19 protein-coding genes and 1 pseudogene are annotated in these 21,758 nt (G+C 61.9%); 6 read left to right on the top strand and 14 right to left on the bottom strand.

Translation table 11 applies throughout. From position 1 onward, the window contains the following. Positions 1 to 329 precede the first annotated feature (329 nt). The 10 genes and pseudogenes from NKI16_RS34035 to iolG form a co-directional block, all read right to left on the bottom strand. A pseudogene (locus NKI16_RS34035) lies at positions 330 to 825 on the bottom strand (IS66 family transposase); the annotation flags it as partial. Between the two features lie 306 nt (positions 826 to 1,131). Next, positions 1,132 to 2,172: a Gfo/Idh/MocA family protein gene (locus tag NKI16_RS02340; RefSeq protein ID WP_352784752.1), complete on the bottom strand. Its 1,041-nt coding sequence runs from the start codon at positions 2,170 to 2,172 to the stop codon at positions 1,132 to 1,134. Positions 2,173 to 2,382: 210 nt separating this feature from the next. Further along, entirely contained in the window at positions 2,383 to 3,387 is a 1,005-nt protein-coding gene (locus NKI16_RS02335) for a substrate-binding domain-containing protein (RefSeq protein WP_023676588.1), read from the bottom strand. A 58-nt stretch (positions 3,388 to 3,445) separates the two neighbouring features. Then, entirely contained in the window at positions 3,446 to 4,546 is a 1,101-nt protein-coding gene (locus NKI16_RS02330; RefSeq protein WP_156937342.1) for an ABC transporter permease, read from the bottom strand. Then, positions 4,539 to 5,279 (bottom strand): ATP-binding cassette domain-containing protein, encoded by a 741-nt coding sequence (locus tag NKI16_RS02325; RefSeq protein WP_352449986.1) that lies wholly within the window; start codon positions 5,277 to 5,279, stop codon positions 4,539 to 4,541. Before NKI16_RS02325 ends, NKI16_RS02330 begins: the two co-directional genes overlap by 8 nt. A gap of 137 nt (positions 5,280 to 5,416) precedes the next feature. Beyond that, positions 5,417 to 6,541, bottom strand: coding sequence for a Gfo/Idh/MocA family protein (locus NKI16_RS02320; RefSeq protein ID WP_352568985.1), 1,125 nt, complete (start codon positions 6,539 to 6,541; stop codon positions 5,417 to 5,419). Then, positions 6,531 to 7,496 (bottom strand): hydroxyacid dehydrogenase, encoded by a 966-nt coding sequence (locus NKI16_RS02315; RefSeq protein ID WP_352568986.1) that lies wholly within the window; start codon positions 7,494 to 7,496, stop codon positions 6,531 to 6,533. Before NKI16_RS02315 ends, NKI16_RS02320 begins: the two co-directional genes overlap by 11 nt. Next, positions 7,496 to 8,311, bottom strand: coding sequence for an HpcH/HpaI aldolase family protein (locus NKI16_RS02310; RefSeq protein ID WP_023676593.1), 816 nt, complete (start codon positions 8,309 to 8,311; stop codon positions 7,496 to 7,498). Before NKI16_RS02310 ends, NKI16_RS02315 begins: the two co-directional genes overlap by 1 nt. Before the next feature lie 10 nt (positions 8,312 to 8,321). Further along, the gene (locus tag NKI16_RS02305) at positions 8,322 to 9,758 is read right to left on the bottom strand and encodes an NAD-dependent succinate-semialdehyde dehydrogenase (RefSeq protein WP_352568987.1); all 1,437 of its coding nucleotides are present in this window, start codon (positions 9,756 to 9,758) and stop codon (positions 8,322 to 8,324) included. Positions 9,759 to 9,761: 3 nt separating this feature from the next. Then, a complete protein-coding gene (gene iolG / locus NKI16_RS02300) occupies positions 9,762 to 10,769 on the bottom strand; it encodes an inositol 2-dehydrogenase (RefSeq protein ID WP_352568988.1) in 1,008 nt (335 codons plus the stop codon). Positions 10,770 to 10,876: 107 nt separating this feature from the next. Here iolG and iolD point away from each other — a divergent pair, with 107 nt between their 5' ends. From iolD to NKI16_RS02285, 3 genes are all read left to right on the top strand, one after another. Then, positions 10,877 to 12,724, top strand: coding sequence for a 3D-(3,5/4)-trihydroxycyclohexane-1,2-dione acylhydrolase (decyclizing) (iolD, locus tag NKI16_RS02295; protein WP_352568989.1), 1,848 nt, complete (start codon positions 10,877 to 10,879; stop codon positions 12,722 to 12,724). Positions 12,725 to 12,849: 125 nt separating this feature from the next. After that, positions 12,850 to 13,749, top strand: a complete 900-nt coding sequence (gene iolE / locus NKI16_RS02290) for a myo-inosose-2 dehydratase (RefSeq protein WP_352568990.1) — start codon at positions 12,850 to 12,852, stop codon at positions 13,747 to 13,749. A 3-nt stretch (positions 13,750 to 13,752) separates the two neighbouring features. Then, a complete protein-coding gene (locus NKI16_RS02285) occupies positions 13,753 to 14,586 on the top strand; it encodes an SDR family oxidoreductase (protein WP_023676598.1) in 834 nt (277 codons plus the stop codon). Between the two features lie 61 nt (positions 14,587 to 14,647). Here NKI16_RS02285 and NKI16_RS02280 read toward each other — a convergent pair whose 3' ends face one another. Further along, positions 14,648 to 15,523, bottom strand: coding sequence for a MurR/RpiR family transcriptional regulator (locus tag NKI16_RS02280; RefSeq protein WP_245274693.1), 876 nt, complete (start codon positions 15,521 to 15,523; stop codon positions 14,648 to 14,650). Positions 15,524 to 15,881: 358 nt separating this feature from the next. On the opposite strand from NKI16_RS02280, the gene NKI16_RS02275 reads away from it, so the two are divergent. Further along, positions 15,882 to 15,989, top strand: a complete 108-nt coding sequence (locus NKI16_RS02275) for a hypothetical protein (protein ID WP_245274694.1) — start codon at positions 15,882 to 15,884, stop codon at positions 15,987 to 15,989. A gap of 891 nt (positions 15,990 to 16,880) precedes the next feature. On the opposite strand, the gene NKI16_RS02270 is transcribed toward NKI16_RS02275, so the two are convergent. Beyond that, positions 16,881 to 17,831, bottom strand: coding sequence for a hypothetical protein (locus tag NKI16_RS02270; protein ID WP_156937335.1), 951 nt, complete (start codon positions 17,829 to 17,831; stop codon positions 16,881 to 16,883). 30 nt (positions 17,832 to 17,861) lie between these two features. On the opposite strand from NKI16_RS02270, the gene NKI16_RS02265 reads away from it, so the two are divergent. Beyond that, the gene (locus tag NKI16_RS02265) at positions 17,862 to 18,368 is read left to right on the top strand and encodes an alpha/beta fold hydrolase family protein (protein WP_156937336.1); all 507 of its coding nucleotides are present in this window, start codon (positions 17,862 to 17,864) and stop codon (positions 18,366 to 18,368) included. 288 nt (positions 18,369 to 18,656) lie between these two features. On the opposite strand, the gene NKI16_RS02260 is transcribed toward NKI16_RS02265, so the two are convergent. Both NKI16_RS02260 and NKI16_RS02255 read right to left on the bottom strand, forming a co-directional pair. Next, complete coding sequence (locus NKI16_RS02260) at positions 18,657 to 19,832, bottom strand: S-adenosylmethionine:tRNA ribosyltransferase-isomerase (protein WP_352784756.1); 1,176 nt, start codon at positions 19,830 to 19,832, stop codon at positions 18,657 to 18,659. Continuing rightward, positions 19,829 to 20,551 (bottom strand): SDR family NAD(P)-dependent oxidoreductase, encoded by a 723-nt coding sequence (locus NKI16_RS02255; protein WP_352784759.1) that lies wholly within the window; start codon positions 20,549 to 20,551, stop codon positions 19,829 to 19,831. The genes NKI16_RS02260 and NKI16_RS02255 overlap by 4 nt, the downstream gene beginning before the upstream one ends. Positions 20,552 to 20,636: 85 nt before the next feature. On the opposite strand from NKI16_RS02255, the gene soxR reads away from it, so the two are divergent. After that, positions 20,637 to 21,071: a redox-sensitive transcriptional activator SoxR gene (soxR, locus tag NKI16_RS02250; RefSeq protein WP_352617470.1), complete on the top strand. Its 435-nt coding sequence runs from the start codon at positions 20,637 to 20,639 to the stop codon at positions 21,069 to 21,071. Positions 21,072 to 21,758 lie beyond the last annotated feature (687 nt).

The raw sequence follows: 21,758 nt of genomic DNA, 5'->3' as shown, positions 1-21,758 counted from the left end.
TCGCGTCATGCCGGAGAGCGACATTCGGTCATTCTATCGATATGTGAAGTCGCTCGGTGATCCCGGCGCCTTCCTCCCGAGAACGGCGAGACCGGGGGAAGAGCCGAGGACGCCCTTCGTCACGCTGGAGCCACCGCAAATGCCGAAACCTTGTTCACGCGACCTGGACTGCGGCGTGGGCGAAGTTTGCTCGGCCGCACCAGTCCGCCAATGCGTTAAGAAGTAGGCACCGTGGGCAGCGGCCCTCTTAAGACAGCCGACCCCAATTACGCGGTAGGGCGAAACCTTAAGTTTCGGAATAGTAGCGAACGCCGCCCTCGGGCCAGACGTCAAGTCAGACCGTCAATGATAAAACTTAGGGTGAGCGCCTCGCGGATCGCCTGTGGATTTGGGCTTGACGTTTTTCGGAATCGCCAGGGCATGAGTTCCTCGATCTGGGTTTGCGGATGGCCGTTGATGATGGCGTCGAGGGTTTCGGCGAGGTAGGCGACCGGGTTGACGTCGTTGAGCCTGCAGGTGGCCACGATGGAGGCGAGCAGCGCCCAATTTTCGGCCCCGACTTCGTGACCTGCAAACAGGGCATTTTTTTCTGGTCAGGCATACTGGCCTGATCGCGTTTTCAACCGGGTTGGTGTCGAGTTCCAGGCGGCCATCGTCCAGGAAGCGGGTCAGGCCTTGCCAGTGGCCGAGCCCATGCCGGATGTCTTCGGCCAGGCCAGAGCCGGAGGAGATCATCGATAGCTGCTTTTCGAACCATGGTTTCAGGGCAGCGATGATGGGCGCGGAATGCTCCCGTCGGGCGGCAAGCCGGGCTTGAGGTGATGCGAGCATCCGCGCGTGATCCGCACCCATTACCCCTACGCCGATAATTCCAACGCGTATACTCAAGTTGACCTCCGTATTATTCCAATGCGTTCAGTCAAGCCAGCCGGTTGTCCGGGCTTTTCCGGCCTCGTGCGAGTCGGCGGCCGCCTGGATGAATTTCACCCAGCGCAGCCCGTCGAGCACGTTCGGAAACAAGATCGTGACTGCCTCCGCATGAACGGTTGCACCGTACAACGCGGTACGCGATGCCGTTTCGTGAGACGCTTCTCGCAATGAATCCTGGCCGGCTCCGCGGGCGAAAGCGCGTCAGAGAAGCAGCCGCTGGTCCGTTGTAGGCAAGATGCGGATCATATCCGCAGTAGGATGAACCTGCCGTGCCGGCGTGTCTATCTTCTGAGGCTGACCGGTGCTGGCGGCGCGCTCAATGGCAAGCAGGGCGCGCACGTCGGCAAATCCTTCTCCACCGTCGGCTTCAGGCGGTTGTGCATTCAGGATGCAGTACGCGGTCTGTCCGGCGAAATGGTCTGTCTGCGGGAACGCCTTTTCGGTTCTGATGTCGCCATGCCGAAGCTTCATTTGCACGGCAGTCTCGAAACGGAAGCCAGGGTCGGCCGTTACGCTCCCCTTCGTTCCGGCCACGTGGTAAAAATCCGAATTGTCCGCGCCGAAGCTGGCAATGAACTGCGCAAGCCGGCCCTCGGGGAAGCGCAACGTCACGGCAATGCTTTCCTCTACCTCCCCGACTGAGGCGCTGCCGAAACTCCTTACCGCGACTGCCTCGATCGGCTCAGTGGCAAAGATATGGCGCGCGGCATTCAGGCAGTAGACGCCGATGTCCTGCAAGGGACCGCCCCAATAGGCGGCCTTGAGGCGGTGATTGTCGGACGACGCTACGAAGGAGAAGACCGCGGCAAAGATGCGGGGATCGCCGATCTCACCGCTGCGGATGCGCTCCAGGACCTCGACAGTGCCGGGCTCGTTGTGCAGCCGATACGCCGTCATCAGGTACGCTCCGCTCTCATTGGCGGCGGCGATCATCGCCTCGCATTCCGCCTCGGTCGTGGCCAGCGGCTTCTCAACGAGCGCGTGCTTGCCGGCTCTCAGGGCTCGGATCGCATAGTCGGCATGCATGGAGTTCGGCAATGCCACGTAAACTGCATCGGCGACGTCCGATGCGAGCATCTGGTCGTACTGCTCATAGCTGAAGACGTGTTCCACGCCGTAGAATTCGGCGAGCTTGGCGGCGTTTTTGGCCGAGCCGCTGACGATCGCCGTGATTGTCGAGTTTCCGGTCTGGGACACACCGGGCATAAAGGCTTCCTGTGTGATCCAGCCCGCGCCCACCACGGCATATCGTATCTTTCTCAATTGCTCCTCCCGAATGGGATCACTCCCGGCACTCGTCTAAAAATGGTCACGCCGTGGCCAGCGGAGCGTCTCTGAGGCCTGACGGCAGCGGTCGATTTGAGCCAGTCGCTCGATGGGTCTGTTGTCGCCTCTCAGGGGCAAAGGCGGGCAAGAGTCATCCCTCGCCCGCCGCAGAGTTGCGCCCCCCGCCTACTTTCCGATGCAGGTGTCGGCGGTTTCGGGGGTGCAGACGTCGAGACCGGTGTAGGTCGGGTCGGCCGGCGCGGGCTTGCCGTCCTTGATGTCCTTCAGCGCCAGCATGGTCTTGTAGCCCATTTCGAACGGCCGCTGTCCGACCTGGCCGAGCGACAGGCCTTCCTTCATCTGGTCCATCTGCACCGGCAGCGTGTCGGCGACGACCAGAGCCAGCTCCTTCTTGGCGATCTTATCCTTGTACGGCTCGACCGCAGCGCGATTCGCATCCGGTATGAATTGCGGAAAGCCGCCTGTCGGCACGAAGGCGTCGAGGTTTGGCGTCTTCGCCATGAAGTCCTGGAACTGCTGAACCGACAGAGGGAAGTCGTCGTTGGTATAGAGAGGGCAGCCCGGTGCTTCCGTCCAGCCGTTCTGGCCGGTCAGGGCATCACCTGGCGAGGCGGCCGACTCCTTGCCGGCCAGCGTATCGCGTATACCCTTCATGCGCTCATTGTGGTTGGCCGCGGCAGCTCCGCCCGACTGGATACAGATGGTGCCGCCTTTCGGCTTGATGGTCTGCACGATCTTGGCGAGGTTGACGCCAATTTCGTAATTGTGCGTGCCGATATAGGCGACACGCAGGTCCTTGTTCTCCGGTAGCACATCCGAGTCCCAGGTAAGCACGGGAATGCCCGCTTCCTTGGCGGCCTGAAGCGCGACGGCCATTGCCGCGGCGTTCGACGGGGCGACGGCGATGCCGTCGACCTTCTTGGCCACCAGGTCCTGCACGATCTGCACCTGCTCCTCGCCGCCGCCATGCTCGCCGGGGCCGATATACATGCATTCGATCGCGCCGCTGGATTCGGCTTCGGCCTTCTTGCAGCCGTCACGAGCCTGGTCGAAGAAAGGATTGTTCATGTTCTTCGGCACAAGGGCGAAGACGTATTTCTGCTGGGCATAGGCCTGCCCTGCCATCAGCGCGGAAAACGCCACGGCCGCCGTCAGAATGTATTTTTTCACCTGTTCCTCCACTTTGTTTTGACGTCCACTATCCCCGACGGCTTGCGGCCGCCGGATTCTATTTGCGCTTCCAGGTAAACATACCCTCCAGCGTCGCCCGCAGCGACTTGCCCGAGGTCTGCATGCCGAGAAGCACGGCAAGAATGATGAAGGCCCCGACAAAGGCGCCCTGCCAGTTCGAATCGATCCCGGCCATCAGCAGCGCGTTGCGGATGACCTCGAGGAAGGCCGAACCGATCACAGCGCCAAACGCGGTTCCGTAGCCGCCCATCAGGCTGGCCCCCCCGATGACGGTGCCGGCGATCACCCTCAACTCGTAGCCGGTTCCCATCGCGTTGATGGCCGAGCCGCTGTAGCCGAGCAGCAGCAGGGACGCGATCGATGCGGTAAATGCGCAGAAGACATAGGCCTGGAATTTGATCCAGTCGACGGGGACGCCGGTCATCCGCGAGGCGTTCTCGTTGCCGCCGATCGCGAAGAGGTGGCGCGCCCAGGCGGTGAAAATGAAGACGGAGCCGACGATGAGCGCGAGGATCACCATCACCCAGAACTGCGAGGACAGTTCCGGGATCCAATGAGGCACCCAGCCGTCAGGCGTGTGCCTCGGCCATTTGGCCTGGCCGATGGCCTTGACGATCGGCGCATCGGGTCCGAACTGGTAAAGCATCTGGTTGCCGGACAGCACGACCGCCAGCGAGCGCGCGATCGACAGCATGCCTAGCGTCACCACGAAGGACGGCATGCCGATATAGGCCACGAAGAAACCGTTAAAGGCTCCGCAGGCGATGCCTGCGAGCAGACCCGCGCCAAACGCCACATACCAAGGCTGGTGCCAAGTGAGCAGCAGGCCGGCGACGATCGCGACCAGCCCCATCACCGAGCCGACCGACAGATCGATGCCGCCGGTGATCAGCACCACCGTCATGCCCAGCCCCATGATGGCGATAGGTGCAAAATTGCGGGTGGTGTTGGTAACGTTGTCGACCGTGCCGAAGCTGGGCTCCAGCCACGTCATGAAGACCACCAACACGAAAAGCGCGATCGCGACCCAGAAGGCCTGGCTGGCGATCATCTTCTGGAAAACGCTCTGCTCTATTATGCCGACCACATCACCGATGGACGCATGGCCTTCCTTCAGCATGTCGCTCTGGCTATGCATCACGGATCGCTCCCGTAATTAGGCCGGTGATCTCCTCCGGCGATGTCTTCTCCGTCGCCTTGTCGGCCACTTTCGAGCCGCGTCTCAGCACGATGATGCGGTCGCAGACCGCGAACACATCGGGCATGCGGTGGCTGATCAGCATTACCGACACATTTTGCGATTTGAGCCGCCGGATCAGCTCCAGCACCTCGGCTACCTGGCGGACCGAAATCGCCGCGGTCGGCTCATCCATCAGCACGAGCTTGGAGTTGGATAGCCGGGTGCGGGCAATGGCGACCGCCTGCCGCTGGCCGCCTGACATTTTTTTGACCAGATCGCGCGGCCGCGTCTCCGACTTCAGCTCCGCGAACAGTTTTGCCGAGCGGTTGATCATCGCCTGCTTGTCGAGCACGCGGAGCGGCCAAAACCCCTTCTTAATCTCGCGGCCGAGAAAGACATTTTGGGCGGCCGTCAGATTGTCGGCCAAGGCCAGATCTTGATAGACGACCTCGATCCCTTCGCCCCGTGCCTCGATCGGCTTGTGGAAATGGCAAACCTTGCCGTCCACCGCGATTTCGCCGTCGGAGGGTGGGAAGTTCCCCGCAATCAGCTTCACCATGGTCGATTTCCCGGCACCGTTGTCGCCCATCAGGCCAACCACCTCGCCGGCAGCAACCGCGAAGCTAACATCTGACAAGGCGCGGATAGCACCAAAGCTTTTCGAGACGCTTCGTACGTCCAGCACAGACACATTCTCCTCCCTGTGCGACGTCGACTTGAGCACTCAGCCGACGTACCTCTCTCCGGCTGCAATCTATATTGCAAAATGTACAAACATGCAATGTTTATTTCAGACGCATGCGGGGCGGCGACCAACTCTCCCTCGCATCAGTCTGTTCGCAGCCACTTGCTCTCCCGGGCCGAGCCCTGAATTGCCTCCACGAGTTCCTGGATGCGTTGGCCGGCCCGGAAGCCGAAAGACTCGTCTCGCTTCCCGGCGATCGCATCGACGAACCGCGCAATCTCGATAGCCTTCAGATCGTTGAAGCCGAGCTGATGGCCTGATGCGACGCAGAAGAGTCCATAGGGATCGTGATCCGGACCGGCCTCGATGCGCCGAAAGCCACGCCGGCCGCCGGGATCGGCCGTGCTGTAGAAATGCAGCTCGTTGAAGCGCTCCTGGCTGAAGACGAGCGCCCCCTTGGTGCCATAAACCTCGAAATCGTGCTGCATCTTGCGGCCGGTGGCGACCCAGCTCGCTTCGATGCTGCCGGATGCACCATTGGCAAAACGCAGAAATGCGCGACCGATGTCGTCGACCTCGATGGTCCGGCGCCCGCCTCGGCCATCCGGACGGCTCGCTATGACGGTGACGGAATCGCCGAGGACCCGTTCCACCGAGCCAAGCAGAAACTCCGCCGTGGCCAGAGCATGGCTGCCCAGATCCGCCAATGCGCCACCGCCGACAGGATCGTGCCGGAAGGTAAATGGGCTTTCCGCATCCGCCATGTAGTCCTCGGCGTGAATGCCGCGATAGCTGCGGATCTCGCCCAACTCGCCCGCGCGGATCATCTGCCGCGCCAGCGCGAGCAGCGGGTTGCAGAGATAATTGAACCCGACCTGCGTCCTGACGCCGGCCGCTTCCGCCGCCTCGGCCATCCGTCGGGCATCCGCCGCAAGGGGCGCCAGCGGCTTCTCGCAATAGACGTGCTTGCCGGCGGCAATGGCGGCGAGCGCCATCTCCTTGTGGAAGCCGTTCGGCGCCGTGATATCGATCATATCGATCTCCGGGTCCTCGACCAGACGCCTCCAGTCCCCGCTCGCCCGCGCGAACCCCAAGGCCTGCGCCGCCTGCGCGGCGAGGTCCTCGGTTCTGTCCGCAACCGTGTGGAGCACCAGTTCGTAGGGAAGATCGAAGACACGTTGTGCGGCAGCAAAGCCGAACACATGGGTCTTGCCCATGAAGCCGGTGCCGATCAGGCCGATTCTGAGTTGAGGTTTTTCACCGGCCATTCAACTCGGCTCCGTTTACCACCAGCGCTGAGTCGATCCGCCCGGCGAAAAAATCGAGCACGTTCTGCACGGACGAGATTGCCATGCGCTCGCCGCACTCGGCGGTGAGCCCGGCAATGTGCGGCGTCAGAATCACCTGGTCGAAGCCGAAGAGCGGATGGTCCGCGGCGGGTGGTTCATCGTCGAAGACGTCGATACCGGCCGCTGCGATGCGCCCCGCTCGCAGCGCCGCGATCAGCGCCGCCTCGTCGACGATGCCGCCCCGCGCTGTGTTGATGAGAACAGCAGTCGGTTTCATCGCCGAGAGTTCCACGGGGCCGATCACCGGGCGCTCGGCCTTGGGTACGTTGACGGAGATCGCATCGGCCCAGGCGAGTCCCGTTTGCAAATCGCTCACCGGCGCGACCGGCCCCTCCGGCCAGCCTTGCCTCTCAAGGAATGGATCATAGGCACGCACGTCCATGCCGAATGCCGCCGCCATGCGCGCCAGGTGGCGGCCGATCCGGCCGAACCCGAGGATCAGAAGCCGCTTGCCCGAGAGTTCGCTTGGCTCCAGCCGGTTGCGCCAACCCCATTCGTTACCGCGCACCGAACGATCCGCTCGGATCAGCCGCTTGGTTGCCGCCAGCAACAGCATCATGGCGTGCTCGGCCACCGACACCGAGTTCACATCGCCGACTATCGCCAGCGCGATACCACGTTCGTTGAGAGAAGGCAGATCCACAGCGTCGTAGCCGACGCCATGGCGCGAGACGATCTTCAACCTCTCGGCGCGTGCGACGGTCGGAGCCGACAAGGGCTGGGTGCGAATGACGAGGCCATCGGCCTTGCCGATCAGAGGTGCGTAGCTTGGTTCGGAGACATCTTCGACATAGTCGTAGGTGACGCCGGGCGACGCATCGAGAAGTTCGATGCCGCTCGGATGAAGTTTTCCGGCGACCAGAACGTGCGGCATCAATAGCCTCCCTTGCCGGCTTCAAGAGAGGCGGGCTTCGCGCCGGTCAATTCGCGAAAGCGGGCAACACACGCCTGGGCCGCTGCTGCGAGCAGGCGGGAGTCGCCTGACACGGTGGTCATGTCGAAACCCCATTCGATGGCACGTGCGGCGTAGTCGGCCGTGCCGCAATGGAGCGCGGCGCGTTTGCCGTTCCTCTTGCAGGCTGCAACGATCGTCCGCAGAGCGGCGATCATGTCAGGCTCCTCGCGATCGAAGGACGGCGCGAGACGCCCCTGGTGCAGGCTGAAGGTCAGGTCTGCGGGACCGACATAGATGCCGTCGAGCCCTGGCGTTGCGGCGATCGCATCGAGATTGCGCATCGCCTCGGCGGTCTCGACCATGGCGAAAGCCAGGATCTCGTCATTGGCTTCGGCCGCGTAGTTGGCACCTGCCGAGAAGTTGGCACGCGTCGGCCCAAAACTGCGCTGGCCGGCCGGCGGATAGCGCAGGTAGCTGACGAGCTGAGCCGCCTGTTCCGGTGTGTTGATCATGGGACAGATCACGCCATAGGCGCCGGCATCCAGCACCTTCATGATGATGCCCGGCTCCAGCCACGGCACGCGCGCCATGGGCACCACCCTGGATGCACGCATCGCCTGGAACATCGGAAGCAGCATCGAATAGTCGAGCGCGCCGTGCTGGACATCGATGCTCACGCTGTCATAGCCCTGCGCGGCCATGATCTCGGCGGTGAATGGACTGCCGATCGAAAGCCAGCCATTGATCGTGGGCCGCCCTTCGGCCCAGATCTGCTTGAGCTCGTTCTTGATCAAGGCGGCCTCCTCAGAACACAATCTGCGCAAGCTTGGTGTCGAGGTAGTCACCGATACCTTCGCTGCCGCCTTCGCGACCCATTCCGGAATATTTCGTGCCGCCGAACGGCGCTTCCGATGCGGCGAGAGCGAAGCTGTTGATGCCCACCATGCCTGCCTTCAGCTCGGCTACCGTGCGGCGCGCACGCTTCGGGCTCGACGTGAAGGCATAGGCCGACAATCCCATTGGCGAAGCATTCGCCCGCTCCAGCGCCTCCTCATCCGAGGAAAACCGGGTGATCGCCGCGATCGGCCCGAAATTCTCCTCGGCAAAGACCCTCATGTCGTCGGCAACATCGGTCAGGACCGTGGGCTCATGAAAATGGCCGGCATTGAACGCCGCAACCCGATGGCCACCCGCGACGAGCTTCGCACCGGCTTTCATAGCGTCGGACACGATGTCTTCGATCTCGGAAAGCCGGCCGGCATTGATGAGCGGGCCCATCTGCACGGATGGGTCGAGCCCGTCGCCCAGTTTCAACGCTTTGGCGCGTTGCACAAAGCCCTCGACGAAGGCGTCGTGCAGGCTTTCGTGGACGAAGAAACGATCCGGTGTGACGCAGACCTGGCCGGAATTGGCGTATTTGGTCGGCACGGAGACGTTGAGCGCGGCATCCAGATCGGCGTCGTCGAAGACGATCAGGGGCGCGTTGCCGCCAAGCTCCATAGACACCTTCTTCACCGTGTCGGCAGCATCGCGGATCATCTGCTGGCCGACGCGGGTCGAGCCGGTGAGGGACACCTTGCGCACCGCCGGCGAAGCCATGATCGGCGCATAGGTCGTGCTCGTGGGCCCAACGACCAGGCTGACGGTGCCGGCAGGAAGATTGCAGGCGCGGATGCAGTCGACCATCAGCATCGCCGTCCCGGGCGTCTGACTTGACGGCCGGACGATGGTCGAGCAGCCAGCGCCAAGCGCCGGCGCCACCTTGCGGGCGACCAGTGCCGCCGGAAAGTTCCAGGCGGTGAAGGCGGCTGCGATCCCGACAGGCTCGTGCAGAACTTCGAAACGACCGCCGGGCACGCGCGATTCGATGACGCGCCCATAGATCCGGCGGGCCTCCTCGGCGTACCAGCGGAACTGATCGACCGCCAGCCCCCATTCGCGCTCGGACTGGGCAATAGGTTTGCCGGTCTCGCTGGAGATCATCCGCGCGGCTTCGTCCTTGCGGCGGATCATCTCGTCCGCGATAGCATGCAGGGCGGACGCGCGCTCAAAACCACCCTTGGATTTCCATGCGGGAAACCCACGGGCGGCGCTAACCAGCGCCTCTTCCGTGTCCGCGCGGGTGGCGACCGGAGCCTCGCCCAGCGGCTTTTCCGTCACCGGGCTCGTCACCGGCGCCGTCCCGCCGTCGGATGCCTTGCGCCACTTCCCGTCGATGAACAGTCCGTAGTTCGCGTACATGGCTTATCCGATCTCGCTGACCTTCACGAAGCGGCCTTCGACCGCCGATTTCATCGCCGCTTCGGCCAAGACCAGAGCGCGGCGCCCGTCCTCGAAACCGACCAGCGGCGGCTCGGCCTTCTCGACGCAGGTGACGAAGGCGTCGATCTCGGCATCGAACGCTTCGCGGTATCGCTCGATGAAGAAGTCGAGATAAGGCGCGGCGGCTTCGGTTTGCGCGACCGAGTAGCGGCGCAGTTCGTGAGGCTTCCTGTTGCCGCTGATCACCATGCCGGTGCTGCCCAGCAACTCGACGCGCTGGTCGTAGCCATAAGTGGAGGTTCGGGAGTTGTTGATGTGGCACTGCTTGCCGCTTTTGGTCCGCATCACGACCATGACGCTGTCGTAGTCGTTCAGCTCCGCCATCATGGCCGGGTCGATCAGCCGGCCACCGATGGCGAACACCTCCTCCGGCTCCTCTCCCAGCATGAAGCGGGCGAGGTCGAAATCGTGGATCGTCATGTCGCGAAAAAGCCCGCCCGCGACCTCGTAGTAGGAACGGGGCGGCATGCCAGGATCACGCGAGGTGATAATAACCTGGTGCAATTCGCCGATCTCGCCGGATCGTACGGCGTTCCACGCCGCACGATGACCGGGATCGAAACGCCGGTTGAAACCGATCTGGACCGGCACGCCCTTGGACAAAATTGCTTCGGCGCAACGGTTCACCCTTTCCAGGCTGAGATCGATCGGCTTCTCGCAGAGCACGGGTTTGCCAGCGGCCACCGCCTTTTCGATGTAGTCGGCATGCGTGTCAGTCACCGTCGCGACAAGGACCGCATCTACATCTGCCGAGGCAAATACCTCGTCCGCGGATCCCGAAGCGCGAACGCCGTGCCGCGCCGCGACAGTCTCCGCGGACGATTCGTCGATGTCATAGACGGTGGCTAGTTCCGCACGAGGATGTGCGGCGATGTTTGCCGCATGCATCCTGCCAATCCGACCGCAGCCGAGCACAGCTATCCTGAGCAAGAAGTCCTCCCGGTTTGAATTTTTGCAATGATCGTTGCAAACATATTGATTTGTCAATGGGCATTCCATATAGATTTGGAAAGACCGTCGTTAGGGAGGAGACAAAGATGACCAGGGCCACCGTCCGTCTGACCATGGCACAGGCGCTCGTGCGCTATCTGTGCAACCAGTTCACGGTCGTCGACGGCGAGAAAGTTCCGCTTTTTCCGGGAGTCTTCGCCATCTTCGGGCACGGCAACGTGACGTGCCTTTCTGAAGCACTCGAGGCGGTGAAGCACGTGCTGCCGACCTGGCGCGGCCAGAATGAGCAGTCGATGGCGCTTGCAGCGATCGGCTTTGCAAAGGCGAAGCGCCGGCGCCAGATCATGGTTGCGGCGACCTCGATCGGTCCGGGTGCGCTGAACATGGTGACGGCGGCGGGTGTCGCCCATTCGAACCGGCTGCCGGTGCTGATGCTCTCAGGCGACACCTTCGTCAGTCGCCGGCCCGATCCGGTCATGCAGCAGGTCGAGCACTTCGGCGACCCGACCATCAACGTCAATGACGCCTTTAAGGCGGTCACGCGCTACTGGGACCGCATCGTCCATCCCGAGCAGATCATCTCGTCGTTGCCGCAGGCGGTTGCGGTGCTGCTTGATCCGGCCGATTGCGGGCCTGCCTTCATCGCTTTGCCGCAGGATGTGCAGGAGATCGCCTGGGATTATCCCGAAGCCTTCTTCGAACAGACGGTGAATGAGGTGCCACGCCCCCGGCCCGATCGCAGCCGGCTCGCCGAAGCGACGCGCCTCCTCAAAGGCGCAAAGCGGCCGCTGATCATCTCGGGTGGTGGCGTGCGTTATTCGGGTGCCGAGAAGGTTCTTGGCGATTTCGCCAAAAGGCATGGGATCCCGCTCGCGGAGACGATTGCCGGCAAAGGCACGGTTACGCACGACCACCCCGCGCATGTCGGACCGATCGGCATCGTCGGCTCAACCTCCGCCAACGCGCTGGCGGCGGAAGCCGACGTGATCATCGCCGTCGGCACACGGCTCATGGACTTCACCACCGGATCCTGGAGCGCCTTCTCGGCCGACGCAAAGTTCGTCTCGATCAATGCCGCACGCTGGGATGCCACCAAGCACCGGGCGCTCGCCGTCGTCGGCGACGCGCTGGAGACGGTGAGCGAACTCGAAGGTGCCCTCGGCGACTGGAAAGCGGAGAGGGCCTGGACAGACAAGGGTCGCATCGAGTTCGCCAAGTGGAACACGATGCTTGACGGCTTCCAGAAGCCGACCAACGAGCCGGTCCCGACCTATGCGCAGGTCGTAGGCGTGGTGAACGCCAAGGCGGGCGAGCGTGACCTGCTGATCACCGCGGCCGGCGGACTGCCCGGCGAGGTGATGAAGAACTGGCGGGTGAAGGAACCCAACACTTTCGACTGCGAGTTCGGCTTCTCCTGCATGGGTTATGAAATCTCTGCCGGCTGGGGCGCGGCCATGGCCGACCCTACCCGCACGCCGATCGTCATGATCGGCGACGGCACCTACATGATGATGAACTCCGACATCTATTCGTCGGTGCTCGCCGGCCACAAGATGATTCTCGTGGTATGCGACAATGGCGGCTATGCGGTGATCAATCGGCTGCAGAACGCCAAGGGCGGCGCCTCCTTCAATAACCTTATCAAGGACTGCCGGGTCAAGGAGCCGTTCTCGGTCGACTTCGCCAAGCACGCGGAAGCCATGGGCGCGCTGGCGCGGCGTGTCGAAAGCCTTGCCGATCTCGGCCAAGCGATCGAATGGGCGAAGACCACCGACCGAACCACCGTCATTACCATCGTCTCCGACGCCTTCAGCTGGACGCCCGGGGATGCATGGTGGGACGTCGGCGTGCCCGAGATCAGCGGGCGCCAGCAGGTCCGCGACGCGCATGCCGCGCAAACCGAAGGTCGCAAGAAGCAGCGCGTGGGTGTCTGAACCGTTCGGGCGCGCGGGGGCGTCCCCTGCCGGAACGATGCAAAACTCCCTGAGCATTGTTCCGGCAGTTTTTTGTCGCTGCGCAGGCAGCCAGCAGCATTCGAAAATCATGATTGGAGATGACGATGAGAGCCAAGCTTGGCATCGCGCCGATCGCCTGGTGGAACGACGACCTTCCCGAACTGAGCGACGACGTCTCGCTGGAGGAGTGCCTGCGGCAGGCCCGTCAGGCCGGCTTCACCGGCATGGAGACTGGCCGCCGCTTCCCGATGGACGCGGCGGTGCTTGAGCCCATCCTGAGGCAGCATGCCATGAGCGTCTGTGGCGGCTGGTTCTCCGGCCGCTTGCTGGTCGGCAATATCGATGAAGAGAAGGACCGCATCGCCGCGCAGATGGAGTTGTTCAAGGCGACCAACGCGCCCTGCATCGTCTATGGCGAGACGGGTCGCACCATTCAGGGCGACCGCGGAACGCCGCTGGCTATGCGCCCGCGTCTCGACGACGATCAGATCAAGGCCTACGGCCGTAAGCTCACCACTTTCGGCGAATGGTGCGCGGGTCAGGGCATGCCGATTTGCTACCACCACCACATGGCCGCGCCGATCGAAAGCGAACAGGACGTCGATCTGCTGATGAAGCATTCCGGCGAGGGTCTGCCCCTGCTCTACGATGCCGGCCATATGGCCTTTGCCGGCGGCGACGTGCTGCGGGTGGTGGACAAGCACCACGCCCGGATTTCGCATGTACACACCAAGGACATCCGCCAAGCGGTCGTGGACGGGCTCGACCGCAGCCGGGAAAGTTTTCTCGACGCAGTGGTAAAGGGGGCCTTCACCGTACCCGGTGACGGCTCGCTCGACTTCGAGGCGATCGTGAAGCGGCTGGCCTCCTACGGTTACGAAGGCTGGTTCGTCGTTGAAGCCGAGCAGGATCCCGTCAAAAGTCCGCCACTCGAAATGGCGAAGATCGGGCATAAGGAATTGCGGCGCGTCATGGCCGCGGCTGGCTACACTGTGGAGAGCTGAAGTATGAATCGCATGGATGGAAAGGTCTGCGTTGTCACGGGTTCAACGCAGGGGTTGGGAGCGGCCATTGCGCGCCGGCTGGCGGAAGCCGGCGCTGCCGGTCTTGTCACTCTCGGCCGCAACGAGGCGAAGGGCCGTGCCGCGGCCGAGGCGATCACGCACGACACCGGCGTGCCTGTCCACTTTGTCAAGGCCGATCTCGGCAAAGTCGAGGATTGCCGAAGCGTGATGGCGGAGGCCGAGCGCGTTTATGGCAAGATACATGTGCTGGTGAACGCCGGTGCCCGCACGGACCGTGGCACCATCCTCGATACCTCGCCCGAACTTTTCGACGCCCTGTTCGCCGTCAACGTGCGCGGACCCTACTTCCTGATGCAGGAGGCCATCCGCCGCATGATCCGCGACGGCATTGAAGGCGCCATCTGCAACATCGGCTCGATCTCGGAACATGCCGGCCAGCCTTTCATCAACGTTTACTGTGCCACTAAGGCGGCGCTGGCGACGCTGACCCGCAACACGGCGTTTTCCGTCATGAAGAACCGCATCCGCGTCAACCAGCTGGATGTCGGCTGGATGGCGTCTGATAACGAGCGAGAATTGCAGGCGAGTGAGACGGGCGATCCCAATTGGGAAGCGAAAGCCGTTGCGAACCTGCCCTTCGGCCGGCTGGTCGATCCGGCCGAGGCCGCCCGCACCGTCAACTTCCTCGTTTCGGACGATGCCGGGCTCATGACAGGTGCGGTGGTGGATTACGACCAGACAGTCCTCGGTGCCGCATCCGGCCCCATGGCCGTGCCTGAAAAGGCGATGGCGCTCTCGCCTTCCGACACTGATTGAGAATCGACGGCCGGCGGTCCGAAAATGCTACAATGAGGCCAGGTTTCGCGGTTCGCAGTCCCTACCGCTCGGTAACCGTTGGAATGCGGGGATCGACTGCGTTGTTCTGAAGCCTGGCCGCCAAGGCCACGGTCAAAGCCTGCGCAAGACACATAGGAGCTGCCAGCGAGCGCGAGAAAGTGTATTCGTGCTCCGGTACGGCGAACAGAACGCGCGCGCTCTTGGCCAATGGAGACAGCGTGCTGTCCGAGATCGCCACGATGGGTACACCTCTCCCCACGGCTTCTTCCACAACATTGACGACCTCGTTCGCATAGAAGCGGAACGACACCGCAAACAGCAGGTCCGTCTTCCGCATCGCGCGGGCCATATGCGTGGCCAGTCCGCCGCCCGGATCCAGGAGCACGCAGCGCTTACCTAGCATGGTCAGTATATAGCGAAGGAGTTCGACGACCGGTGCCGAGCGAAGTTGTCCCATCAGATAGATGACGTCGGCCTTCTCGAGCAGGCTAACGGCTTCTGCCAGATCCTCGGGTTGAAGATCGGTGAGCATCTCTTTCAGGGACGCGATGTCACGGACGACCAGGTCGTGCATCAATCCCATCTCGCTGCGATCTGTCCGCTCCCCCAGTTCCTTCTCCAACGCCTTGACGCGGGCTTCGAAGCCGGGAGCCGCGGTGGACAATCGTTTCTGGAAGAGGCTCTGCAGGTCCTTGAACCCTTCATACCCCAATGCTTGGGCAAATCGGACGAAGCTGGACGCGTGAACGCCGCTGCCTTCCCCGATCGAGTTCACCGATCGCACCGCGACGTCATTCGGATTTTGGGTGAGGTACAACGCAATCTTCTGGTACGACTTGCTCATCCCATCATACCGGTCGTGTATCACGCGGATGAGATCCTCATAGTCCTTGGGAGCCTCGACCTTCTCGTCCACGATGCACATCCTTGCAATTTTTGTTGCATGATGGCGTCTTTGAAGGTTTTTGACCAGCAGAGAGTTGTCAACTCTGTTATCGGGTCTGTTATCGGGTCTGTTATCGGGCCACAAGTTGTGTGCGCACCGCGCGTCCGCGCACCAAGAGGGCTGCGACAGCTCCGTGCGAAGGAGAAGCGTCAGAGGAGCAGCGGTTTCGGACAGGCGTAGGAATAGAAGGCCGGAAAGTCGACCGCTCCACCGCCCGACCAAAAGGCTTCGCGGCGGCGAAGATCTTTGCCGACGCCGCCCACTACGACTTGGAGAATTCCTGCTGCCGTATGCGATCCGCAGAGTTACCGATCCGGAACCAAGCCTCATGGTCGTCCTGGAGAGCACATATCGCGCCGCCGCAGACCTCGCGGACTGGGATTCAGCCGGTCTCGAATGTGCATTCGGGCAACCTCTGCGACCACGGGCTCCGTAAGTGCCCTGTCGCGCCGACGTTCGCAACGGCAAGTCCGTCCTACGACCCTGAAAACATCATCGGCTGCGCTTCAGCGGTACTGCATTTGGTACTGCATCGCCAACTTAAACCCCCTTAAGCTTTGATTTTTATTAGCTTTTCCGGACAGTCCGTCCAGTCCATCATTGAAATCGACATGGATGTCCTGGCCGCGTCGCCGATTTCTCGCCATAGCTTCCATTCGAGCGATCGAACCGCTGCAAACGTTGCCATTCTCCGGAGATTAGCCAAGATCCGATTATGCCGCCTTCCGATTTGTGGCGCGATAGATGCCATAGCCGATCTTGATGAGCAGGCCCTCGTCACACATCCGGGCCAGATAGCAGCCGGAATTCCGATGTCCGTGAGATCGCGTGTTCGCACACTTGTCGCTCCCATGCGAGTGCGATCGCCCGTTTTTCTTGAGTGACGGTTTCGGCCCACCGGCCAAGAGGACGCGCTCCGCGCGCTCGCGGTCACGCTTGCGGATCTTGATGGTAGGCTGTGGCGTAGATTTGTAGATTGGAAAGGGATCGGCAGCTCATGCTTCGCAGTTTCGCTCAGCCCGGGGCCAAAGCCTTTTCTACGCTAAGGCGCGATTTTGCACGCCAGCGTGCGATTTCTCTCTGTCCCTCGATCCGCTTCGCTTCCACTTGAATGGTTGTAGCAGCCTAGTCCGGTTTCGATACGCCCGCGTTCATCTCTTGGCGGAAACTGCTCCTGCTCATGTAAAGATAGGCGCCGTAGAGCAGCATCCCAATCGCCGCAACAGGCTCTTCAAAGAGCCGAACCATTTGGTCAGCAAAACTCTCTCGTCAGTCATCGCTCAATGCCCCCACAGCGCCACCGTAATGAGCTCACCGCGCATAGCCTTCATTCACGGTTTGCTATTCGCAGCGCCCGAATCGAGGTGATTTTTTGCGCGATCTGGAATGGGTGCTCGCTCGTATTCATAGCAAGCCATTCGATCTTCTCCAGCTCGCGTTCTACTAGATGCAGATGCTCGTATCTCAGCATGCCATTCAGCAGCCCGAGTACGTCGCTGTAGCCGTACTGCTGGTTCCTTTCGAGCACCCGGTTCACGTACGAGCGCCGGAATATGTTGTCGACGAGAGCAGGCTTGAATTCATAGCGCTCGTATACCGTTTGGAGCGCGTCTTCGAGCCGGTTGAGCCGCCACAACGCGTATACGATGAGGTAAGACACGCCGTAATACTCGCGATCCCTATCGAGGCGGTCCAGCAAAAGTGACGGGAACTTCGCCAAGCGATCTTCGGGAAGCTTTGAGGCGTACTCAACGATCGCATCGCCAATCTCAGAGACGATCTTCGGCCCGCTCTCGACCACGATGTCCTGCCGCTCGGAAGCGCGGTCGGACGCCCACCAATCCTGGTAGATCGACTTTATCTTCGCGTTCCCCTTTACTGCCGAAATGGTCCCCAGCCCGCCATGCTGGCGACCGTGCCGCGCATAGCGCCCAATCTCCTCTTTCAGGAGCGACGCCAGAGCCTTCTCGTCTTGGTCAGCGATCTCTGCAATCGCCTCGGAGTTGAGTTTCGTCGTCTTGACGCGTTGGCGCTCGGGCTTGTAGTCGATGCCCCGTTTTCGCGTCCGATGCCCGTTGTGATCGACGAATGTGAAATCGTAGCGTTTCGTGGCCTTCAGGTGATGCTTCCTAGTGGGGACCATGAAGTGCGTGGAAATCGGGACCGTCGCCTTTGGCGGGATGACAGGTTCGCCATCGTGCGCCCTCGGCCCATCCACAATGAGATCGCCCTTGACACGTGGTCGGTCGATTTCAATGCGTCGAACGACGCTAAGCACCGCGAACTGTCATATGGTTAGCGCAGACACTTGATTGACCAATTAGGCCAATTGGCGATTGACAGTGCATTTGATAAATGCGCCGAACCTACGGCAATTAGCAATGCTAACGTTGACATCGCCCTGATGCAGCACCTTGGATTTGATCGCTTCGCAATCGCCGGGCACGATCGGGGAAGCCACACCGCCTTTCGGACTGCTATGGGTCATCCCTCCGCGGTGACACATCTCATCGTGCTCGATGGCGTTCCTATCCTCGAAGCGCTTGAACGATGTGATACACGCTTTGCAACCGCGTGGTGGCATTGGTTCTTCTTCGCCCAGCAAGAGAAGCCGGAGCGCGCTATCAATGCCGATCCCGATGCTTGGCATGGTGGCTCCGCCGAACAGATGGGCCCAGAGGCCTATGCCGATTACAGCGCGGCCGTTCACGATCCGCGGGTCATTCAGGGAATGATAGAAGATTATAGGGCAGGTATCACGATAGACCGTCTGCACGACGCGGAAGACCGAGAGGCGGGCCGCCGTATTGAATGATGGTTCTGTGGTCGCTGCGTGATGACCTTGAGCAGCTTTACGGCGATGTTCTCGAAGTTTGGCGACCGTGGACGGCGGCGAGACTGCAGGGGAAGGGCCTGGACTGTGGTCACCACATGGCTGAGGAAGCACCGGATGCGCTCGCGGCCGAAATCCTGCGATTCTTGGGACCCTGCTAGGCTCTGCCTGCCGTGGCACGTATCGAAGCATTGACGCCCGGCAAGCCATGTTGTCCGCTTCGCCCGCAATGCGGACCCAATGTGAGGGCTTCGGAACTTCGACTTTGGGTCAAATGCCGAATTTGGTCCGCTGTAACATAGCTCCGACTTCCTTGCGCGCCGAGCACGAAATACCACCGATCCTGCCGACATCATGGCACACCTCGAGTAAAGCCTTCGTCTCGAGCCCCTCGCCCCGATTTTGTTCGCGCGATAGAAGCGGCGGTTGGCGATTAAGCAGCATGGAATCGCCGAATTCATGCGCGCGGTAGCGGTAGGCGGCAAAGGCTGTGGAGGCCTTGGCGAGCAGAGCATCGTCGGCAAAGGCGCGCAGGAGCTCGAAATGGCTTTCGCCGGGCTGGTGGACGCCTGTAAAAATCGCATCGACCACGCGAAGCGGCGTGCCGCGCGCCATGCGCCCTGTCGCAATGCCTTTTCCGGCACGCACACCGCCATCGGAATTGGCGGCTGCCTCAAGGGCGCGCACTACGCTCGTGCCGATCGCGATGATGCGGCTGCCGCGGAGCTTCGCCCGCACGACCTGCGCTGCGGTGCGCTCGGGAATGCGGTAGGGCTCGTCGAAGGGAAGACGCGAATCGAGTGCGGGATCGCCGGTGGAAGAAACGCCGGCGGCATGCGTGAGCGTTGCGAAGCCAACGTCGCGCCGACGCCAGACCTGGAGCGTACGCCAGTCGAGCGCGAAGCCTGCCGATGGCGCCTCGAACGCGGCCGGCTCGGCGGCAATATTCGTCCAGACATCCCACAGTGCCAACGGCTCACGAACATGCGCGTATTGGATCGGTCGGCCGTGCTGCGCCAGTGCTGCAAGCACCGCTGCGCGGTTGCCTGGCAAACGCAGCTCAAGAAGGCGAGGATGGTCGAGAAGGCGCTCTACGACGGCGTTAAGCGGGCCGAGCCGGAGTCGATCGCCTGGTGACAGCGGAGGCGGAGGCGGCCGGTCTTCAGTGCGCGTGCCGTGATCGCCTGCACCGAAGGCAATCGCCAAGAAACGGGTTGGATCGGGAAACGACTGCCAGCCTGCCAGTCGGATCTCGATCGCCTCGTCGCTCGGGACATGCGTGCCGTGCAAGCTGGCAGGCAAGGTCGCGGCGTCATTGGCGACGACCAGATCGCCGGGACCGAATAGCGTCTTGATTCCAGCGCCCGGCAGGTCGCGCGTCGTGCCGTCCGCCTCGAGGACCAACAGCCTGGCAGCGCGCCGGTCGGGACGGTCGGCGGCAATCATGTATTTGCCCCGGCGTGAAGCGTAGCACGGACCTGCAACGCGTCGAGCATCTTTTCGATGATCTCGGCAGCGGACAGCTCGGGGCGTTTCAATGTAGACGGATCGGCGTCAGGAAGCGCCAGCGCGTGCAATGGGGTGTCCATATCACCGGGGTCTAGCGCGAAGAGCCGTATGCCGTGAGCCTTCGCCTCCTCGTCCCAAATCGCCGTCAGATGAGCAAGAGCAGCCTTGCTCGTGCCGTAGGCGCCCCAGCCGGGATAGGCGTTCACCGCCGCATCGCTGGAGATGTTGATCACCAGCGCGCCACGGCCCCCGCGTGCGGACGCGGCAAGTGCACCGAACAGGGCCTTCGTCAGCCGGAACGCGCCGACCAGGTTGACCGCGAGCGCCACTTCCAGTTCCTCGCACTCAGTATCGGCGAGGAGCGCCAGAGGGACAGGGCCGAGGCTCGAGGCATTGTTGATCAGGACGTCGAGCCCGCCGAGGCTCGCAGTTACCTGTAGCGCGATCGAGTAGGTGTCCTCCTTCTTGCCGACGTCGCCGACAATGCCGTGCGCGCCCGTCTCGTCAGCGATGCGTTCGACATTCGCGGCGGTGCGAGCGACGAAGGCCACGCACGCACCCTGCGCGGTCAGCTGCCGCACAAGCGCCATTCCGAGCCCGGAGGTGCCGCCCGTAACCGCCACGCGAAGTCCCTGAAGATCAATATTCGACTGCATTGCCGGTGCTCCTTCAAGCTTTATGGCGCCTTCTACAAGTTCAAGTTAACTTGAAGTCAAGCGGGAATCGTGCTTTCGTTCATGCATGGATTCCATGCTGACCATCGCCGACGTGTCGCGGCGTAGCGGCGTCGCCTCATCGGCCCTGCGCTTCTACGAGGAGCGCGGGCTGATCGCGTCCGAGCGGGCCGGCTCGGGACACAGACGCTATCCGCGATCCGTGCTGCGCCGGATCGCCTTCATCGTCTTCGCGCAGCGAATTGGGCTGACGCTCGAGGAGATCGGCGCCGAGCTCGCCAAGTTGCCAGCCGATCGCGTGCCGTCGCGTCGGGATTGGTCGCGGTTGTCGGGCCAGTGGACCAAGCGCATCGACCAGCGCATCGCCGAGTTGCAGCGCCTGAGGTCGGGGCTTACCGAGTGCATCGGTTGCGGCTGCCTGTCGATCGACCGGTGTAGCCTTGCAAACCCTACCGATATGGCAGGACGCAAGGGGCCGGGGCCGAGGTATTGGCTGGGGTGAGTTGGCAGCCAAGTGCGAGACGCTGCGGACCGGTAACGTTCAGCGGCGGTATCGTTTGTCGCTGACTTTCTCCATCCACTCGACGGCGTTGCCATCAATTGCTTGCGCCGTCCTGCCAGACGGTTCGTTCCTTCTAAAGATGCGGCTGCATTTCAGCGGGCCAAGCGAAATAAGGAAATACGTCGAACTGCTCCGGGTGCGGCAGTCATCAACCTCTTCAGCCCCCCGAAACGCTGAGCATTGGAGCCGTTGCGCGTTGCCACAGGCTGATCGGATTGATCCGGCGGTTGGCGATACCTTTCTTGCGGCAACGAAGGACGAAAACGGTGTCTAGGCCATCGGTAATGGTAGCCTGTTCAAAATTTCGCCAATCGTTGGCTGATCGCCCGCACGGTACTGCATTCGGACAGCATGACCCAAGACTTTACATTAAGTATTCGAATTTGTTCGCTTTCGGCGCAGTTGGTCCCGCCCATCATTGAACCGACACGAATCTCATAACCGATTTCCTGCCAAGCGATCGCCGTGTGAAGCTTGTCAAACTCACCCCAAAGGTGCCGCAATATCGAGGAATGCTAATGATAAGGTAATCATAAGCGACCTCCCGAGATACTCGCGCTCCCACGCACTGATCCGGATCAGCTGATTGCCTCTCCTCAGGTAATTATAGCCCACCAAATCCGGCAT

The sequence above is a fragment of the Mesorhizobium sp. M0698 genome (assembly GCF_040320455.1).
GTDB lineage: Bacteria > Pseudomonadota > Alphaproteobacteria > Rhizobiales > Rhizobiaceae > Mesorhizobium.
The sequence above is the reverse complement of the archived record's forward strand: the minus strand, read 5'-3'. Positions and strand labels throughout refer to the sequence as shown.

Excerpts from the sequence above, each read along its gene's own strand:
- NKI16_RS02330 (WP_156937342.1), bottom strand. The coding sequence starts at position 4,546 with ATGCATAGCCAGAGCGACATGCTGAAGGAAGGCCATGCGTCCATCGGT.
- NKI16_RS02320 (WP_352568985.1), bottom strand. The coding sequence starts at position 6,541 with ATGGCCGGTGAAAAACCTCAACTCAGAATCGGCCTGATCGGCACCGGC.
- NKI16_RS02315 (WP_352568986.1), bottom strand. The coding sequence starts at position 7,496 with ATGCCGCACGTTCTGGTCGCCGGAAAACTTCATCCGAGCGGCATCGAA.
- NKI16_RS02305 (WP_352568987.1), bottom strand. The coding sequence starts at position 9,758 with ATGTACGCGAACTACGGACTGTTCATCGACGGGAAGTGGCGCAAGGCA.
- iolD (WP_352568989.1), top strand. The coding sequence starts at position 10,877 with ATGACCAGGGCCACCGTCCGTCTGACCATGGCACAGGCGCTCGTGCGC.
- iolE (WP_352568990.1), top strand. The coding sequence starts at position 12,850 with ATGAGAGCCAAGCTTGGCATCGCGCCGATCGCCTGGTGGAACGACGAC.
- NKI16_RS02285 (WP_023676598.1), top strand. The coding sequence starts at position 13,753 with ATGAATCGCATGGATGGAAAGGTCTGCGTTGTCACGGGTTCAACGCAG.
- NKI16_RS02275 (WP_245274694.1), top strand. The coding sequence starts at position 15,882 with ATGGTCGTCCTGGAGAGCACATATCGCGCCGCCGCAGACCTCGCGGAC.
- NKI16_RS02260 (WP_352784756.1), bottom strand. The coding sequence starts at position 19,832 with ATGATTGCCGCCGACCGTCCCGACCGGCGCGCTGCCAGGCTGTTGGTC.
- NKI16_RS02255 (WP_352784759.1), bottom strand. The coding sequence starts at position 20,551 with ATGCAGTCGAATATTGATCTTCAGGGACTTCGCGTGGCGGTTACGGGC.
- soxR (WP_352617470.1), top strand. The coding sequence starts at position 20,637 with ATGGATTCCATGCTGACCATCGCCGACGTGTCGCGGCGTAGCGGCGTC.